General features: G+C 59.4%; 17 protein-coding genes. 8 read left to right on the top strand and 9 right to left on the bottom strand.

The genetic code is table 11. The features are described from left to right. Positions 1 to 84 precede the first annotated feature (84 nt). Both maiA and hppD read left to right on the top strand, forming a co-directional pair. Positions 85 to 720 (top strand): maleylacetoacetate isomerase, encoded by a 636-nt coding sequence (gene maiA / locus KDX37_RS04270; RefSeq protein WP_231651436.1) that lies wholly within the window; start codon positions 85 to 87, stop codon positions 718 to 720. Between the two features lie 142 nt (positions 721 to 862). Continuing rightward, positions 863 to 1,939: a 4-hydroxyphenylpyruvate dioxygenase gene (gene hppD / locus KDX37_RS04265; RefSeq protein ID WP_231651435.1), complete on the top strand. Its 1,077-nt coding sequence runs from the start codon at positions 863 to 865 to the stop codon at positions 1,937 to 1,939. A gap of 47 nt (positions 1,940 to 1,986) precedes the next feature. On the opposite strand, the gene KDX37_RS04260 is transcribed toward hppD, so the two are convergent. Further along, positions 1,987 to 2,778, bottom strand: coding sequence for an IclR family transcriptional regulator (locus tag KDX37_RS04260; RefSeq protein ID WP_231651434.1), 792 nt, complete (start codon positions 2,776 to 2,778; stop codon positions 1,987 to 1,989). A 128-nt stretch (positions 2,779 to 2,906) separates the two neighbouring features. Between KDX37_RS04260 and hmgA the strand changes: the two genes are divergently transcribed. Then, positions 2,907 to 4,211 (top strand): homogentisate 1,2-dioxygenase, encoded by a 1,305-nt coding sequence (gene hmgA, locus KDX37_RS04255; RefSeq protein ID WP_231651433.1) that lies wholly within the window; start codon positions 2,907 to 2,909, stop codon positions 4,209 to 4,211. Then, positions 4,211 to 5,518: a fumarylacetoacetase gene (gene fahA, locus KDX37_RS04250; protein WP_231651432.1), complete on the top strand. Its 1,308-nt coding sequence runs from the start codon at positions 4,211 to 4,213 to the stop codon at positions 5,516 to 5,518. The genes hmgA and fahA overlap by 1 nt, the downstream gene beginning before the upstream one ends. Positions 5,519 to 5,523: 5 nt before the next feature. Here the strand turns inward: fahA and KDX37_RS04245 are convergent, their stop codons facing one another. Next, positions 5,524 to 6,987, bottom strand: a complete 1,464-nt coding sequence (locus KDX37_RS04245) for an N-acyl-D-amino-acid deacylase family protein (RefSeq protein WP_231651431.1) — start codon at positions 6,985 to 6,987, stop codon at positions 5,524 to 5,526. Positions 6,988 to 7,040: 53 nt separating this feature from the next. Beyond that, on the bottom strand, positions 7,041 to 7,655 hold the full coding sequence (locus KDX37_RS04240) for a TetR/AcrR family transcriptional regulator (protein WP_231651430.1): 615 nt from the start codon (positions 7,653 to 7,655) through the stop codon (positions 7,041 to 7,043). Between the two features lie 195 nt (positions 7,656 to 7,850). Between KDX37_RS04240 and KDX37_RS04235 the strand changes: the two genes are divergently transcribed. The 3 genes from KDX37_RS04235 (at position 7,851) to KDX37_RS04225 (ending at position 11,318) form a co-directional block, all read left to right on the top strand. After that, positions 7,851 to 8,939 (top strand): MBL fold metallo-hydrolase, encoded by a 1,089-nt coding sequence (locus KDX37_RS04235; protein ID WP_231651429.1) that lies wholly within the window; start codon positions 7,851 to 7,853, stop codon positions 8,937 to 8,939. Between the two features lie 112 nt (positions 8,940 to 9,051). Further along, positions 9,052 to 10,299, top strand: coding sequence for a cyanate transporter (locus KDX37_RS04230; RefSeq protein WP_231651428.1), 1,248 nt, complete (start codon positions 9,052 to 9,054; stop codon positions 10,297 to 10,299). 83 nt (positions 10,300 to 10,382) lie between these two features. Further along, the gene (locus tag KDX37_RS04225; RefSeq protein WP_231651427.1) at positions 10,383 to 11,318 is read left to right on the top strand and encodes a LysR family transcriptional regulator; all 936 of its coding nucleotides are present in this window, start codon (positions 10,383 to 10,385) and stop codon (positions 11,316 to 11,318) included. Between the two features lies 1 nt (position 11,319). Here KDX37_RS04225 and KDX37_RS04220 read toward each other — a convergent pair whose 3' ends face one another. The 4 genes from KDX37_RS04220 to KDX37_RS04205 form a co-directional block, all read right to left on the bottom strand. Next, complete coding sequence (locus KDX37_RS04220; protein WP_231651426.1) at positions 11,320 to 11,475, bottom strand: hypothetical protein; 156 nt, start codon at positions 11,473 to 11,475, stop codon at positions 11,320 to 11,322. Between the two features lie 126 nt (positions 11,476 to 11,601). After that, a complete protein-coding gene (locus KDX37_RS04215) occupies positions 11,602 to 12,279 on the bottom strand; it encodes a type 1 glutamine amidotransferase domain-containing protein (protein WP_231651425.1) in 678 nt (225 codons plus the stop codon). Positions 12,280 to 12,446: 167 nt separating this feature from the next. After that, on the bottom strand, positions 12,447 to 13,661 hold the full coding sequence (locus KDX37_RS04210) for an aldose 1-epimerase family protein (RefSeq protein WP_231651424.1): 1,215 nt from the start codon (positions 13,659 to 13,661) through the stop codon (positions 12,447 to 12,449). Between the two features lie 152 nt (positions 13,662 to 13,813). Further along, entirely contained in the window at positions 13,814 to 14,434 is a 621-nt protein-coding gene (locus KDX37_RS04205) for a TetR/AcrR family transcriptional regulator (protein ID WP_231651423.1), read from the bottom strand. A gap of 87 nt (positions 14,435 to 14,521) precedes the next feature. Between KDX37_RS04205 and KDX37_RS04200 the strand changes: the two genes are divergently transcribed. Then, on the top strand, positions 14,522 to 15,124 hold the full coding sequence (locus KDX37_RS04200; protein WP_231651422.1) for an NAD(P)H-dependent oxidoreductase: 603 nt from the start codon (positions 14,522 to 14,524) through the stop codon (positions 15,122 to 15,124). Positions 15,125 to 15,147: 23 nt separating this feature from the next. On the opposite strand, the gene KDX37_RS04195 is transcribed toward KDX37_RS04200, so the two are convergent. After that, complete coding sequence (locus KDX37_RS04195; RefSeq protein ID WP_455127249.1) at positions 15,148 to 15,456, bottom strand: DUF7693 family protein; 309 nt, start codon at positions 15,454 to 15,456, stop codon at positions 15,148 to 15,150. A 54-nt stretch (positions 15,457 to 15,510) separates the two neighbouring features. Beyond that, complete coding sequence (locus tag KDX37_RS04190) at positions 15,511 to 16,428, bottom strand: hypothetical protein (RefSeq protein WP_231651421.1); 918 nt, start codon at positions 16,426 to 16,428, stop codon at positions 15,511 to 15,513. Positions 16,429 to 16,515 lie beyond the last annotated feature (87 nt).

The following is a 16,515-nucleotide window of genomic DNA, read 5'->3' as shown; positions in this document are numbered from 1 at the left end:
ATTACGTAAGTCAATTACGAAAAACATTGAGCATAACGATCATAACAACAAGCGACGCCGTTAGCGTTCCAGCAGGCAGCCTCCGTGGATCTATTCACCTACTACCGCTCGACCTCCAGTTACCGCGTGCGTATTGCGCTGGCGCTCAAGGGGCTGAGTTACGCTGCGATCCCGGTCAACCTGGTGATCAACGGTGGCGAACAACTGATGCCTGAATACAGGCGCATCAATCCGCAGGGAAGAGTCCCCACGTTGAGGCTGGACAACGGCGATTCATTGACCCAGTCGCCAGCCATCATCGAATACCTTGAAGAGCGCTACCCGCAACCAGCATTGCTGGCAAATGATCTGATGCTGCGCGCCCGCCAGCGGGCGGTCGCGTCCCTGATCGGTTGCGACATTCATCCGCTGCACAACGTGTCAGTGCTCAATCGCCTGCGCAGTCTTGGCCACGACGAAACAAGCGTTTCAGCGTGGATCGGCCACTGGATCACCGAAGGCTTCAGCGCTGTCGAGCGATTGATTGAAGGCCAGCGTTTCTGTTTTGGCGACACGCCCAGTGTGGCGGACGTTTACCTGTTGCCGCAGCTTTATGCGGCTCGTCGATTCAATGTCGACCTGCAGCCTTTCCCGCTGATTCAGCGCGTTGAGCAGCAGGCGATGCAGCACAGTGCGTTTCAACATGCGCACCCGGATGCACAATCGGACAAGCCGGAGTAGGCTGCCCTCATGAAGATTCTTGGTCTGCAACTGATATTCGGTGACTTCCTTGCCCGCAGCGTGCGAGGGATTCCTTGTGCCCCGCCCGCTGGACAGTGATTCGGTCGATTGTTCAACCTCACTTTCCTGCAAGGAGCCAACCATGGCTGATCTCTACGAAAACCCGATGGGCCTGATGGGCTTTGAATTCATTGAATTCGCCGCGCCCACACCCAATACACTTGAGCCCGTGTTTCAGATGATGGGCTTTACCAAGGTCGCGACTCACCGTTCCAAGGACGTGACGCTGTATCGCCAGGGTGCGATCAACCTGATTCTCAATAATGAGCCCCACAGCCTGGCGTCCTACTTCGCCGCCGAACACGGTCCATCGGTGTGCGGGATGGCCTTCCGGGTCAAGGATGCGCAGAAAGCCTACAACCGCGCGCTGGAACTCGGGGCGCAACCGCTGGAAATTGCCACCGGGCCCATGGAGCTGCGTCTGCCGGCCATCAAGGGGATCGGTGGCGCGCCGCTGTACCTGATTGACCGTTTTGGCGAAGGCACCTCGATCTACGACATCGATTTCAACTTCATCGAAGGTGTGGATCGTCACCCGGAAGGCGCAGGCCTGAAGTTCATCGATCACCTGACGCATAACGTGTATCGCGGCCGCATGGCGTACTGGGCGAATTTCTACGAGAAGCTGTTCAACTTTCGTGAAATCCGCTACTTCGACATCAAGGGCGAATACACCGGTCTGACGTCCAAGGCCATGACCGCTCCGGACGGCATGATCCGGATCCCGCTGAACGAAGAGTCTTCCAAGGGCGCCGGGCAGATTGAAGAGTTCCTGATGCAGTTCAATGGTGAAGGCATACAGCACGTGGCGTTCTTCACCGATGACCTGATCAAGACCTGGGACGCGCTGAAGTCCATCGGCATGCGTTTCATGACCGCGCCGCCCGACACCTATTACGAAATGCTGCAAGGACGTTTGCCGAATCATGGCGAGCCGGAAGGCGAGTTGAAATCACGCGGGATTCTGCTCGATGGCTCGTCCGACAGTGGCGAGCGCCGCCTGTTGTTGCAGATATTCTCCGAAACCCTGATGGGGCCGGTGTTCTTCGAGTTCATCCAGCGCAAGGGTGATGACGGCTTCGGCGAAGGCAACTTCAAGGCGCTGTTCGAGTCGATCGAGCGGGATCAGATCAAGCGTGGCGTGCTGACCACCGACTGATCTGTCGGTAACATCCGAGCCGATGCACGTCGCGTCGGCTCAGCTTGTTACGCAACCGGCATCGAGCCGCCCATACGCTCACTGATCGCGGTTGCGGTTTCCTGCAGGCGCTGGGCCGCCAGGTTCTGCGCGCGATCAACAAGTACTGCCCCTGAGCCCACAACCGTAATGACGCCCACCAGTTTGCCGCCCATGGCAAACAGGGGTGAGGAAGCTGCGTTGACGCCTTGCATCAGCATCCCCTGAATCTGGTGGACGCCCTGGCTGCGGATCTGCTGCACGTGCTGATCGATTTCAGCCAGCTGTCCAGCGTTCAGGTCAGCCCCTTCAAGCTCGCGCAAAGGCCCGGTTTCACGGGACGTCAGGAAACTGTCGAAAACCAGTCCGGTGGACGAACTGAGCAGTGGCAGCACCGAACCGATTTGAGTCACCAGCGTGATAGCACCGATTGACGGCTCGACATACACCACGGTTGGCCCATGATTGCCCCATACCGCGAGAAAGCAGGTCTGATTGAGCTCGTCACGCAGGTTGGCCAGCCATGGCGCCGACACCTTCAGCACGTCGAGTTTGCCCAGTGACGCCAACCCGACCTGCAAGGCTTCACGGCCCAGACCGTAGTGGTTGGTGACCGCGTCCTGCTCGGCGAAACCACTGGAGATCAGAGCCTGTAGATAACGGTGAACCTTGCTGGCAGGCATGCTCAGGTGTTCGGCAAGTCTGGACAACGACGTGGAAGGCGATAGCTGTGCGAGGGCCTTGAGCACGCCAAAGCCTACCTCGGCAGCCTGTACCTTTTGCTGGCGTCCACCAGCGGGAATTTCGATGTCATCGGTCATGGGCGGGCATCAGTACGTAAAGGCAGCTTTATAGCTTGACCGGCTGTCAAACTCAAATTACGTTATGCGTAATCGAGTTACGAATAACGCAGTTGTTGACGCGTGACCCATAACAACAAGAGGTCCAGATGCCTACCCCATCCCGTTCCGATCCGCTCGCGTATCAGTCAGGTTTCGGCAATCAGTTCAGCAGTGAGGCATTGCCCGGTGCGTTGCCGGTCGGGCAGAACTCTCCGCAGCGACACCCGCTGGGCCTCTATGCCGAGCAGTTCTCTGGCACCGCGTTCACGGTATCCCGGGCAGAAGCCCGCCGAAGCTGGCTGTACCGCATCAAGCCCTCGGCTGCGCATCCTGCCTTTCAGCGCCTGACCCGACAGATAACCGGTGTTCAGCAAGGCCCGGTTACCCCCAACCGGCTGCGCTGGAACGCATTTGACGTGCCTGGCGAAGCCACCGATTTCCTGGATGGCCTGATTGCGCTGGCCAGCACGTCGGCGGCTGATCAGGCGCAAGGCGTAAGCGTTTATGTGTACGCCGCCAATGCATCCATGCAGCGTGCTTTTTTCAGTGCCGACGGAGAATGGCTGGTGGTGCCGCAACGGGGACGGTTGCGCATTGTCACGGAACTGGGCGTGCTGGAACTTGAACCGCAGGAAATCGCCGTGTTGCCGCGAGGTCTGAAATTCAGCGTGCACCTGCTCGACGACGGCGCGCGGGGTTATGTCTGTGAAAACCATGGCTGCCCGCTGCGTCTTCCGGATCTCGGGCCGATAGGCAGCAATGGCCTGGCCAACCCGCGTGACTTCCTGACGCCGGTCGCCTGGTTTGAAGAGCGTGATGAGCCAGTCCAATTGGTGCAGAAATTTCTGGGTGAGCTGTGGTCGACGCAATTGGACCACTCGCCGTTCGATGTGGTGGGCTGGCACGGCAATAACGCGCCGTACAAGTACGATCTGCGCCGGTTCAACACCCTCGGTGCAGTCAGTTATGACCATCCGGACCCGTCGATCTTTACCGTGCTGACTTCGCCGGGCGCTGTGCACGGCCAGGCCAATATCGATTTCGTGATCTTCCCGCCTCGCTGGATGGTCGCGGAAAACACCTTCCGACCGCCGTGGTTTCACCGCAACCTCATGAACGAGTTCATGGGGCTGATCACTGGTGCTTACGATGCCAAGGCCGAGGGATTCATGCCCGGAGGTGCGTCGCTGCACAATTGCATGAGCGCGCACGGGCCCGACAATGCCACTGCAGAGAAGGCCGTCGCCGCTGACCTGGGCCCGCACAAGATCGAAAACACCATGGCCTTCATGTTTGAAACCGGCAAGGTGCTGCGCCCGAGCAGCCATGCGCTGTCGTGCCCGCAGTTGCAGGCTGATTACGATGGATGCTGGAACGGCCTTGCCAGAACCTTCACTCAGGAACCGCGCTGATGACTTTGCCTGATACCCCTCTGAGCTGGGTGGCTTCTGCCAACGGCCACCCGGACTTTCCTTTGCAAAACCTGCCGCTGGGTGTGTTCAGCCACGGCGACAGCGAACCTCGTGGCGGTGTCGCCATTGGTGATCTGATCTTCGATCTGCGCACCGCAGTAGACGGTTATTTCTTTCAAGGGCTGGCTGCGCAGGCCGCCGAGGTTGCCAGTCGTGGCCTGCTCAATGATTTCTTTGCGCTTGGCGCCAGCGCCCGTCAGGCGCTGCGTACCGCCTTGCTGCAACTGCTCGACGCTGACTGTCCCCAGCGCGAGACCCTGCAAGCGACCGCACACCTGCTGCTTCCCATGAGCGAGTGCCGCATGCACTTGCCAGCGCGGGTGGGCGATTACACCGATTTTTACGTGGGCATCCACCATGCCTTGAACGTCGGCAAGCTGTTTCGCCCAGATAACCCGTTGCTGCCCAATTACAAATACGTGCCCATTGGCTATCACGGCCGCGCTTCGACGCTGTGCACCTCCGGTACGCCAATCCGACGTCCGAATGGCCAGACGCTCGCGCCCGGACAGGAGGTTCCGACTTTTGGTCCTTGCAAGCGTCTGGACTACGAGTTGGAGCTTGGGGTGTGGATCGGCCCCGGTAACCCGCAGGGTGAAGCCATAGGTATTGATCAGGCGGCTGAGCACATTGCCGGTTTCTGCCTGCTCAACGACTGGTCGGCCCGCGATATTCAGGCCTGGGAATATCAGCCACTGGGACCGTTTTTGTCGAAAAGCTTTGCGACTACGATCTCTGCCTGGGTGGTTACGGCCGAAGCGCTGGCGCCTTTTCGCAGCGCCCAGCCGGCAAGGCCTGACGGCGATCCGCAGCCGCTGCCTTATCTACTGGACACTGCGGACCAGCAGGGCGGCGCGCTGGACATCGAGCTGGAAGCCCTGCTGCTCACCGAGCAGATGAAAGCCCAAGGTCTGGCACCGCACCGGCTTGGGCTGAGCAATTCGCTGAATATGTACTGGACGGTGGCGCAGATGGTCGCGCACCACAGCGCCAACGGCTGCGCTCTCAAGCCGGGTGACCTGTTCGGCACCGGCACTCTGTCCGGTCCGCAGCCAGGCCAGTTCGGCAGCCTGCTGGAGATGACCGAAGGTGGCAAGCAAGCGGTCATGCTACCCAATGGTGAAGAGCGTCGATTTCTGGAAAACGGTGACGAGATCATTCTGCGTGCCCGCTGTCATCGTGACGGGCAGGTGTCGATCGGTTTTGGCGAGTGCCGTGGCACGGTGATCGGCCATATGCTGGTCTGACGTAATCAGCTCAGTGTGAAGCCTTCCTTCAGCGAGCCCGAGCGCGGCAGGAACTGACCGCGTCCGGGGCCTTGCGCCTCGCCGTTGGCATAACTCAAATGGCCGTTGACCCACACGCTGTCGATGCCTTCGGCAGCCTGTTGCGGTTGCTTGAAGTCAGCGATGTCGCGGATGCGCTCAGGGTCAAACAGCACCAGATCCGCCCAATAGCCTTCCCGGATCAAGCCGCGATCATGCAGGCCAAAACGTTTGGCAGAAAGGCCGGTCATCTTGTGTACGGCGGTAGGCAGATCGAACAGTTTGCGGTCCCGGCTGAAATGTCCCAGCACCCTGGGGAACGCACCCCACAAACGCGGGTGAGGGAAGGGGTCTTCTGGCAGACCGTCAGAGCCGATCATGGTCAAGGGATGGCTCAGGATGCGCTCCACATCCGCCTCGTCCATGCCGTAATACACCGCGCCTGCCGGTTGCAACCGGCGGGCGGCTTCATGCAGCGAGAGGTTCCAGTCGGTCGCGATGTCCGCCAGATCGCGCCCACTCTCATCCGGGTGCGGCGTGGACCAGGTAATAGTGATCCGGAAGGCATCGGTGACCTGTTTGAGATCGAGGGTCGATGAACTGGCCGCATAGGGATAGCAATCGCAACCCACCGGGTGCGTCAGCGCGGCTTTTTCCAGCGCCGCCAACAATTCAGGGCTTCTGCCCCAGTTACCGGCTCCTGCGCATTTGAGGTGCGAGATCACGACAGGCACCTGAGCGTGCCGGCCAATCTGGAACGCCTCGTCCATGGCCTCCAGCACCGGTTCGAATTCACTGCGCAGGTGCGTGGTGTAAACCGCGCCTGCTGCGGTCAGTTCTTGCGCCAGTTGCATGACTTCGTCGGTGTCGGCGCTGAATGCCGAGGCGTAGGCCAGCCCGGTAGACAGCCCCAGCGCGCCATCTGCCAGGCTGTCACGAAGTTGCTCGCGCATGGACCGGATCTCGTCAGGGCTTGCGGTGCGGCTCAGGTCATCCATGTGATTGCTGCGCAGCGCGGTGTGGCCGATCAATGCGGCGACATTGACCGCTGGCTGAGCGGCTTCTACGGCGGCGCGGTAATCGGCAAAGCGGGGGTACACAAAGTCGGTGGCCGCACCCAGCAGGTTCATCGGGTCCGGCGGCTCGCCGGTAAGGCTGACCGGCGATGCGCTGATGCCGCAATTGCCGACGATGACGGTGGTCACGCCCTGAGTAATCTTGGGCAGCATGCCCGGCTTGCGAATCACCATGGTGTCGTCATGGGTGTGCACATCGATGAAGCCTGGCGCGAGCACTCGGCCCCTGGCGTCGACTTCCTGATGTGCCGAGACGCCGTGCAGCTTGCCCACCTTGTCGATACGACCGTCCTTGATCGCAAGGTCGGCGCTGTAGCCCGGCATACCGCTGCCGTCGATTATCCACGCGTTACGAATCAGCAGGTCATAGAGCATGTCAGCCTCTCGAGCGTCTTTCACAGGCAGGCACAGTGCCGGTCCGTCAGTGTTCAGGCGGTGATCTGATACCAGCCCAGAAACAGGTCAAGGGTCGACTCGACGACGTCCTGCTGCTGCTTGTCACTGAGCAGGTCGGCACTGAAGGTGACCTGAGGCCAGAATGCAAACGACTTGAGCAATGCATGCACCTGCGTTGCAGCAAAGCCGGGGTCGACGATCTTCAGCCGCCCGTCCTTTTGCGCGGCGCGGATCCAGGCGCTGAACGTTTCTTCTCGCTCGTTGATACGCGCCAGCCATACTTGAGCCCGTTCGGGGGAGTGGATAGTGGCGCCTACCACGACGCGGGCGAGGTCCAGAAAGCTGCTGTCGTTGAGCGTGCGCATCTTGCCCCACAGCAAATCACGCAGTTGTTCGCGCAGGTCTACACCGGGGTGATAAACCACTTCCGACTGCGGGGGAGAGCAGTTCCACAATCGCTGCAGTATTTCGGCAAACAGTTCTTCCTTGCTCGGGAAATGGTTGTACACCGTGCGTTTCGAAACTTCGGCGCGTGCGGCTATGCGATCCATGCTGGTGACCTCGAACCCACGGTCGCCGAATTCGGCAATGGCCGCCTGGACAATGGATTCACGTTTCTGATCGGTGAGGCGCATGGGAGCAGTCATAGGTTCGCTTCAAACGGGCGTTTAGAGAAAAATTACACTCAGAAGTTTACTTGTCGCGAGCGATCATGCAAGCTTAAAACTACACCGTGTAGTGTAAAACACTGTTACATATTTTTCATCGGACATCCTGCAACGGGATCACGTACAAAGTATGCACGGCTGGAGCCTCAACCTGTCCCCAGGAGTCAGCACACCATGGCCTCGACACATCAGAAAGCGAATGCCTCTCCATTGCCCGTTCTGTCTCGTCACGATGGGCGTTACAGCAACCATGCGCCGACCACACCGTTCAGTCTGGTCAGAACGCTGGGCATTTTCTGGGACCAGGCATTCAACAAGCCCAGCAACACCCGACCCGCCGGTGAAATCCCGGTTGAGCCACTGTCACGTCAGCAGTTGCTGGCCGCGCCGGACAATACGGTTTATCGCCTGGGGCATTCAACCGTGCTGCTCAAGTTGCGCAACCAGTTCTGGCTGACCGACCCGGTGTTCGCCGAACGTGCCTCGCCCGTGCAATGGGCCGGCCCGCAACGTTTCCATCAGCCGCCGATAAGCCTTGAAGATTTGCCGCCGATCACTGCCGTGATCCTGTCGCATAATCACTATGACCACCTCGACCGCAAAGCGATCCTGTCGTTGATGGCCAAGACCGAACATTTCCTCGCGCCTTTGGGTGTGGGCGATACGCTGATCGAGTGGGGCGTGCCCGCGAACAAAGTGCGGCAACTGGATTGGTGGCAGTCCACTGAAGTGGCCGGCATCGAATTCACCGCCACGCCGTCGCAGCATTTTTCCGGCCGCACGCTGTTCGACAACAACCGCACACTCTGGGCATCTTGGGTCATGGTCAACGGTGATCAGCGCATCTTCTTCAGCGGCGACAGCGGCTATTTCGACGGCTTCAAGGTGATCGGCGAGCAGTATGGACCGTTTGATCTGACGCTGATGGAAACCGGTGCCTACAACGTCGAATGGCCCCATGTGCACATGCAACCCGAAGAGACACTGCAAGCCCACATTGACCTGCGCGGTCGCTGGTTGCTGCCGATCCATAACGGCACATTCGACCTGTCGATGCATGCCTGGCACGAGCCGTTCGACAGGATCCTGGCATTGGCCTGGGAGCAGAATATTGCCATTACCACGCCGATGATGGGGCAGCCGTTCTATATGCAGTACCCGTGCCGCGGGTCAACCTGGTGGCTGGGTGTCGACGGTACGGAGCAGGAAGAGCCTGAACCGGCCTGCTCTGTGTCGTGCAAGTGCCCTCGCCAGAACGCCTGAATCGGAGCGGCTCCGGTCCGACTCTGATTTTTCGATAGCCCTGCCCATTTTTTGATTTGCCGCTTGCCGACAGCCCCGGCCTAATCGTCACCCCAGCACAGGAGGTGACGGTATGCAGATTCGGGGTTCGGCGGTTCAAAGTGTGGTGTTAATGGTCAGCGTGGTTATCGTGGCGCTCAATCTGCGGCCATCAATGGCAGCGGTTGGCCCGTTGTTGTCAGCCATTCGTCTTGAGTTGCCGCTGGGCTTCGGCATGGCCTCGCTGCTGACCATGCTGCCGGTTACGGCCATGGGGCTGGCGATGTTTTTCGGCATGGGTATTGCGCGCCGTCTCGGTTCTCATCGCACGGTCACGCTGTCGCTGTGCCTGATCGGGCTTGCATCCTTTGCCCGCCTGTTCGTGGACAGTGCCTCGGAGCTGATTCTGAGCGCCGTGCTCGCAGGGTTGGGGATTGCCCTGATTCAGGCACTGATGCCGACCCTGATCAAAACCCGTTTCAAGACCAGTGTTTCGCTGTGCATGGGGCTGTACGTCACTGCCATTATGGGCGGTGCGGCAATCGCGGCGTCGTTCAGCCCGTGGGTGCTCAGCAGCAGTGGCAGTTGGCGTGTCGGGCTGGCCATCTGGGCGGTGCTGGCGGTGGTCGCGCTGTGCCTGTGGCTGACTCAGCGAGGCGCAATGAACGTCCAGACGACGCAAGGCCCCGCCAGTGGCAGCGCAGGGCAAGACGCTTTTGCGCACCTGCCCAGAGCCTGGATGCTCGGGGTTTTCTTCGGCCTGGGCACCGCTGCATACACCTGCGTGCTGGCCTGGCTTGCGCCTTATTACGTTGAGCATGGCTGGAGTGAGCAGGACGCTGGTTTGCTGCTTGGCTTTTTGACGGTGATGGAGGTTGTCTCCGGCTTGTTGATTCCTGCGCTGGCCAACCGCAGCCGCGACAAGCGTCTTGCACTGAGCGTGCTGCTCGTACTGATGATGGTGGGGTTCGTGGGCCTGATCCTCATGCCGCAGTCGTTGAGCCTGTTGTGGGCCTGTCTGTTGGGGCTGGGCATTGGCGGTCTGTTCCCGATGAGCCTGATCGTGTCCATGGACCATCTCGAAGACCCGCAGCGCGCAGGCAGCCTGACCGCTTTCGTCCAGGGCGTGGGTTATTTGATCGCAGGTCTGTCGCCATTGCTGGCAGGTGTGATCCGCGACCTTTCGGGCAGCTTCACTGGCGCATGGTGGTCGCTGACCGGGCTGGTCGCGCTGATGTTGATCATGGTCCTGCAGCTCGACCCCCGGCGCTATGCAGATGCGCTGTCCCGCAGAGTGCTCACGGCCTCTGCGCGGGGTTCCGCAAGCGCTGGTCATGGGTGACAGAACGACTGCCTGATCGCGTTTTGATGCTATCTTGCTTGCGCTGACCTGACGTCCGGTCGCAGCGCCAACGAGATCAATCGATGCTCAACAGTAACGCCCTCAGAAAGCTGGACATGCAGGACCTGATGGTCTTTGTCTCGGTGTACGAACAGCGCAACCTGACGCTGGTCGCCGAAGCGCTGCATGTCAGTCAGTCGACGGTCAGCTACTGCTTGAAAAAGCTGCGCGCCAATTTCGAGGACGACCTGTTCATCAGTACCCGCAATGGTATGCGGCCGACGCGCAAGGCGCTGGCCATGCTCACCCATGTGCAGCAGATTCTGCACAAGGTCAACCTGTGTCACGACGGCCTGAACCTGTTCGACCCTACGCGCAGGCAAACCACGTTCAACGTCTGCGCGCCGGAATACTTCGAGCTGCTGGTATTGCCTCACCTGATGCGCGGCTTTATCGATGCGGGCTTTTCGGTGGCAGTCAACGTTCAAAAGCTGGAAAAGGACCTGCCTGTCGAACAACTGAAAGATGGCCGTTTCGATCTGGCGCTGTGCTTCGGTCCAGGCTTTCATCGGGTGCCGGAAGGTCTGGTGACTCAGGTGCTGCTCGAAGATGACCTGGTGTGCGTGATGGACGCCGCCTTTGCGCCCTTGACGGCATGCGTTGATCTCGAGGTTTTCACTGAACGTCGTCACGTCTATCCAACGCCCTGGACATCCGACACCAACATGGTGGATGGCTGGCTGCAGCGCCAGGGGCGCGAGCGCACTATCGTCGCGCGCGCCAACAGCTACAGCGCAGCGCTGCAACTGCTGGAAGGCACTGACTTCATGCTGGTTCTGCCTCGCCGCATTCAGACACTGCTCGGCAATGAACCCTGGATATCGGTGTTCGAGTTGCCAGCCGATCTGCAGGGGTTCACCCTGAACATGGCATGGAGCACGCAGGCCGATCAGGATGAAGCCAATGGCTGGTTTCGCGAACAGGTGGTGAAAGTCTGCGCCGAGCGAGGGTTGCTCTGATTCAGCTTTTGCCTACCGATCTGTCTTTCTGAGGATCAGGCGAGGTCGCAGGTCTGGGTTGTTCACCCTGTTCATTCAATTGCTTGTTCTTCTCGCCCACCTTGCCTGCGTTCTCAGGCTTGTGATCGAGGTCTTCGCGTTCGGATTCTTCAGCCATGACCATTCTCCAGATTGAGGGGCTCTCTCTGTATTGGTCAGCACTTTGCGGGCAAGATTCGATTTATATGAAGCACTTCCCGGTTCGATATCCTGATGTGAGCGGATAACGAACCGGGCATGCCGATCAGCTCAGCAGCGTGAGCAAGTCCTTGGCCGCCTGAGTTGAGCTGGCAGGGTTCTGGCCGGTCACCAGGTGGCCGTCAGTCAACACGTGCACGCCCCAATCATCGCCCTTGGAGTAGTCGGCGCCGAGGCGTTTGAGCTCATCCTCGACCAGGAACGGCACAACATCGGTCAGGCCGACAGCTTCTTCTTCGCTGTTGGTAAAGCCGGTTACACGACGACCTTTGACCAGCGGCTCGCCGTTGGATGCGCGCACGTGGCGCAGAACGCCCGGTGCATGGCAAACCATGCCGTGTGGCTTGTTGGCAGCGGCGAAGGCTTCGATCAGTGCGATCGACTGTTTGTCTTCGGCCAGGTCCCACAGTGGGCCATGACCGCCTGGGTAGAAGACAGCGTCGAAGTCAGCGGCGTTGACATCAGCCAGTCGGCCGGTCGTGGCCAGTGCTTGCTGCGCCTGGGAGTCTTCGCGAAAGCGCTGGGTTTCGGCAGTCTGTGCGTCGGCTTCATCGCTCTTCGGGTCCAGCGGTGGTTGACCGCCGGCTGGCGATACCAGTGTCACCTCGGCGCCTGCGTCCTTGAACACGTAGTAAGGCGCTGCAAATTCTTCGAGCCAGAAACCGGTCTTCTTGCCGGTATCGCCCAGTTGGTCGTGGGACGTCAACACCATCAGAATTTTCATATTCATGCTCGTCGTTGAAGGATTGAGTGGGTGTAGACAGGCAAAAGCGCCAAGTGTCACCCACGGTTCGCTTTAAATGAATCAAGGCCGGAGTTCGACGAGAGTATGCGTGTCGAATCCGGCCTTGTTGTTTGCAGGATCGCCTGACCAGCGTCAGGCAGGAGGTCTTATTCCTTGGTCAGGTCCACCAGCGGCTCTTTGCGCACCTCGGTCTCACGGCCTGCCTGGATGGTCTTGATCTGCCCAAGAGCCTTGTCGACCGCGCCTTTATCAGCCAACAGGCTGTAGCTGATCTGGAACTGGCGTTGTTCTTTCGGCGCAATGGTCGGCACCAGGTTCAGCGGACGCTGGAAGCGGCGGTTATAAGAGAAACTGGTACCCGGCTCCAGCCCGGTCACATAACCCTGGCCCTTGGTGTCAGTGTTCTTCCACAGCGAGAACACCGGCAACTGCTGGGTGTTGAAGCCCACTGCGACGCCCAGGCTGCCGGCCTTGTTGTGCAGCACCGTCACGGTGTCGCCCTTGGCATCGCCGTACGGCACGATGTTGTAGACGGTTTCGTCATAGTCAGGCGTCGGCGCACGATAGGTCTGCCAGTCGCCCAGGTCGCCCTTGGCTTTCTCATTGAACGGCGACACCTGCTTGACCGGTGCTTCGAAGCGCGCACCCTGTTCCAGGAACGGGGTGCTGAAGTTGCTGTGGTACAGCGCCTGATATTCTTTCGGGTAATCGCCGTTATTGGTCAGCGTATCGTTGAGCGAGAAGCTTGTACTGCCGGGCTCGGTGACCAGCTCGGTCTGCATCGAGAAGTCGACCTTCTTGAACGCCTGTTCTTTCAATTCGCCCTTGAGGCGGATCGCGTACGGCGGTTTTTCATCAATGTGCAGCGTCACTTTGCTGGCCGGGATGTTGGCGGCGCGACCGTGCAGGGTCAGCAATTCGCCGTTGTCCATGCCCGGATGGCCGACCCATTCGTAGCCGCACCGGGTGACCAGTTCATTGAAACCTTCCAGCCAGCCCAGGCCGCCGCGTCCATTGAGCTCGATGAACGCCGGGTTGACCACATCCTTGACCGGTGAATCCCAGCCCATGCGCACGTCGCCCACCGAGGCCTGCAATACATTCATGCCGCGGGTCGGCACCACTGACAGTTTCATCGTGCCGTTATCGATATCAATGATGCTCACGCCTTCCTGACGACCGCCATGCAGGGTCCGCATCGTGACAGTGAACGGCTTGCCGGTCTTGACCCCCAGTTGCTGACTGGTGATCTGCTGGTTCTGCGCAGCCTTGTCGGTATCGAGCAGAACGTAGTCCCAGGCGAAGGCACTGGAAGCGAGGGTCAGGGCACTCAGGCCCACGAGCAGGGGAAGGGATTTCATGGCGGTGGTCCTTCTGGAATTATTGGAATTATGAGTTTGCAAAACCTAGTTAAACGATTCAGCAACCGATGGAGTCTAGCCAAACCTGATCCTGCTGTGGAGCAAAATTTCGATGTGCCCAGCAACCCGTGCCGTTCCAGCACGCAGAGCTGCTAACGATTGTTGCGCCTGACCATAGCGACGATCGTTTCAAACAGTTCTGCTCTGGCGTCATCAGCCTTGATCTCCCCAGCCGCCGCGGCGGCGGACAGGGCTTCAGCAGCGCCGAGCATTGCCCGCAAACCTGCTTGGGAAAGTGTGCTGGCCGTCGCGAACCCGGCGAGGGCGTGCTGGCACCTGGCGAGAAAAATCACGTCGTACTCGCGTTTGATGCGTTCCAGTTCCGGCGAACTGGCGAGTGCTGCAATAACGCCTGTGATCTCGCGCCCTTGAGTCAGCACGCAATCAATGTATGAAGTGGCAATCACCTTGGCCTGGCCTTCAAGCGTCGGTTCGCTGGTGGAAAGGGCGGCGTCCATCAGCGCTGTCTGGCGTTGGTCATAATCCTGATAAAGCACGGCCAGCAGGCCCGCGCGGGTTCCAAAATGATCGTAGACCACCGGTTTGGTAACCCCTGCCAGCTCGGCGAGCCGCCCAAGGGTCAGTGCTTCTGTCCCTTCAAGACTGATGAGCTGCCAGGCAATGTCCAGCAACTGTCGTTGTCGTTCACCGCGCGTCAATCGGCGGCGGGGCTGTGCAGACGGCGAATCATCGATGGCCGGGTTGCTTGACATGCTTACCTACCAAAAGTAACTTGAGTGTATTAACTTACTTAAAGTATATAAGCCGTTTTCCCTTGCAATCAATCAGGAGTGTCGTCCATGCACGTACTTATTGTCGTCGCCCACTACGACAGGCAGTCGCTGACCCAAGGCATTGCCAAACAGCTCGCCAAGGGCATAGAGAGCGCAGGCTCGGGCCACCGCGCGGAAATCGTTGATCTGTATGCCGAAGGCTTCAATCCAGTGTTCACCGCCGCCGATCACGCGGTGCACCGTAAAGACGGCATGATCCCGCCGGACGTGGCCGCCGAGCACACGCGTATCAATCGTGCCGACGCGCTGGTGCTGGTTTATCCGGTCTACTGGTGGTCGATGCCTGCGCTGATGAAAGGCTGGATCGACCGGGTCTTTGTCAACGGCTGGGCGTTCGACTTCAGTCCCAAGGGCGGTCTTGAGAAAAAGCTGGGCCACCTGAATGTGCACTTGGTGGGCGTCGGTGGCGCGGACGCCGACACCTATGCGCGCCATGGCTACAGCGACGCCATGAAGGCGCAGATTGACCACGGGATTTTCGATTACTGTGGTGCACCCGTTCGCCAGTCCGTGCTGTTGCTGGATTCTGAAACCCAGGACCCAGGTGAGCATCTGGAAGCTGCACGCGCGTTGGGTCGAAAAGTACTCACGCTGAGCGCTCGGGTCTGATCCTGGATATGGAAGCAGGTGCGCTAGCCGTCAGTCCGGCCCAGTAGCTGTTCGATCTGTGCCTGTTCCCAGGCGCTCAGCAGGCTGAACGGATCGGTGCGCAGCCAGCTGTCGAATGAGCCCTCGCGCCCCTCTGGGCTGCGGCAGTGCCTGCAATGGCCAAGCTGGTTGTCGGTCATTTCCAGGGTTATCCGCCACCCTTCGATGTCGACTTGTCGTTGCCCATCACTGGCAGCGGGATCGTCGACAGGCCTTAGCGAACGAGTGCCCATGGCAGCGTCTCGCAGTTGTTGGTAGACCTCGCGGGCGGACAGGGCGCTTGGCTGCTTCACGTAATGGTAATCCTTGGGCAAAGAAATCCAGGTTCGATTCATCCGGGTAGTGGCTCAGACTTTGGGCGCTGCGCCAAACAACGTTTCGACGTCATCATGGGTCTGGTTGATCGCGCCGAGCTGATTGATCAGATCTGCCTGTCGGCTGCCACGTACGCCTGCGGTGGTCATGATCGCATCGCGCACGTAGGTGTAAACCCCGCTGACGCCGAATGGGGTGATGTAACGCACATGCTTGCTGATGCCACGGGTGATCGATTTGAAAGACTCGCTGGCGTAATAACTGCGGCGCGTCCAGGCAGACTCGAATGCCAGTTCCATGACCACGATGTTCAAGCGTGGCTCGCTGGCATGATGGTCAACGTCGGGCGCGGGCGGTGCCGGTTGTTGATTGTCGTAGGGTTCAGCCATGTGCAGCCGTAGCTTGAGCACAGCCGACGCGCTGGCCATTTCAGCGGCCAGCTTCTTGATCGCGTCGCGGGCAGCATTCTGATTCCCGTCAGCCAGATGAAAGTGAACATGCATCCGGTCCAGAACCGACGTTTCATTGGGAATCGGGTCGGGCAGGCGATCCACCAGCGTGTTCGAACCGTCCGGCACGTCGTAGGCAAGGGTTTCTTCGAACATGTTCTGCTCATCCGAAAACAGGATGGCGCTGGCCTTCTTGAAGCGTTGTTGATCGACTTCGCTCATGAAACCGATCTCCACGCCACCGTCCAGCACATAGCCATCCAACGGCTTTACTTCGTCGATGATCGGCCACAAGTGAGCGTCCTGTTCACGCGATAGATGATGCTGAACGTACCAGCCAAGGCCTTCAAGGCGGGCGCACAGCGGACCGTGCACGTCGCGCCAGTAAGTGGCGAACAGATGGTGAGGCACGCCCGTCCTGCGCAGAACGGTGGTGTAGGAATTGATGGCGATTCGTGAGTCACGGGCGCTGAAGTCACCGGCGAATTCTGACGTATGCATGGCGGTTCTCTTCTGAAAGACGTGTATGTCAGGTGCCTGAGCGTCGCGCTAAGTTCCAGAAATATGGCACGCAAGCGCATTAATGGT

The organism is Pseudomonas californiensis (assembly GCF_021147775.1).
In the GTDB taxonomy this organism is placed as follows: Bacteria; Pseudomonadota; Gammaproteobacteria; order Pseudomonadales; family Pseudomonadaceae; genus Aquipseudomonas; species Aquipseudomonas californiensis.
The sequence above is the reverse complement of the archived record's forward strand: the minus strand, read 5'-3'. Positions and strand labels throughout refer to the sequence as shown.

Excerpts from the sequence above, each read along its gene's own strand:
- KDX37_RS04235 (WP_231651429.1), top strand. The coding sequence starts at position 7,851 with ATGGCCTCGACACATCAGAAAGCGAATGCCTCTCCATTGCCCGTTCTG.
- hmgA (WP_231651433.1), top strand. The coding sequence starts at position 2,907 with ATGCCTACCCCATCCCGTTCCGATCCGCTCGCGTATCAGTCAGGTTTC.
- KDX37_RS04200 (WP_231651422.1), top strand. The coding sequence starts at position 14,522 with ATGCACGTACTTATTGTCGTCGCCCACTACGACAGGCAGTCGCTGACC.
- KDX37_RS04240 (WP_231651430.1), bottom strand. The coding sequence starts at position 7,655 with ATGACTGCTCCCATGCGCCTCACCGATCAGAAACGTGAATCCATTGTC.
- KDX37_RS04220 (WP_231651426.1), bottom strand. The coding sequence starts at position 11,475 with ATGGCTGAAGAATCCGAACGCGAAGACCTCGATCACAAGCCTGAGAAC.
- KDX37_RS04225 (WP_231651427.1), top strand. The coding sequence starts at position 10,383 with ATGCTCAACAGTAACGCCCTCAGAAAGCTGGACATGCAGGACCTGATG.
- KDX37_RS04215 (WP_231651425.1), bottom strand. The coding sequence starts at position 12,279 with ATGAAAATTCTGATGGTGTTGACGTCCCACGACCAACTGGGCGATACC.
- KDX37_RS04245 (WP_231651431.1), bottom strand. The coding sequence starts at position 6,987 with ATGCTCTATGACCTGCTGATTCGTAACGCGTGGATAATCGACGGCAGC.
- KDX37_RS04230 (WP_231651428.1), top strand. The coding sequence starts at position 9,052 with ATGCAGATTCGGGGTTCGGCGGTTCAAAGTGTGGTGTTAATGGTCAGC.
- fahA (WP_231651432.1), top strand. The coding sequence starts at position 4,211 with ATGACTTTGCCTGATACCCCTCTGAGCTGGGTGGCTTCTGCCAACGGC.
- KDX37_RS04210 (WP_231651424.1), bottom strand. The coding sequence starts at position 13,661 with ATGAAATCCCTTCCCCTGCTCGTGGGCCTGAGTGCCCTGACCCTCGCT.
- KDX37_RS04190 (WP_231651421.1), bottom strand. The coding sequence starts at position 16,428 with ATGCATACGTCAGAATTCGCCGGTGACTTCAGCGCCCGTGACTCACGA.
- hppD (WP_231651435.1), top strand. The coding sequence starts at position 863 with ATGGCTGATCTCTACGAAAACCCGATGGGCCTGATGGGCTTTGAATTC.
- KDX37_RS04260 (WP_231651434.1), bottom strand. The coding sequence starts at position 2,778 with ATGACCGATGACATCGAAATTCCCGCTGGTGGACGCCAGCAAAAGGTA.
- KDX37_RS04205 (WP_231651423.1), bottom strand. The coding sequence starts at position 14,434 with ATGTCAAGCAACCCGGCCATCGATGATTCGCCGTCTGCACAGCCCCGC.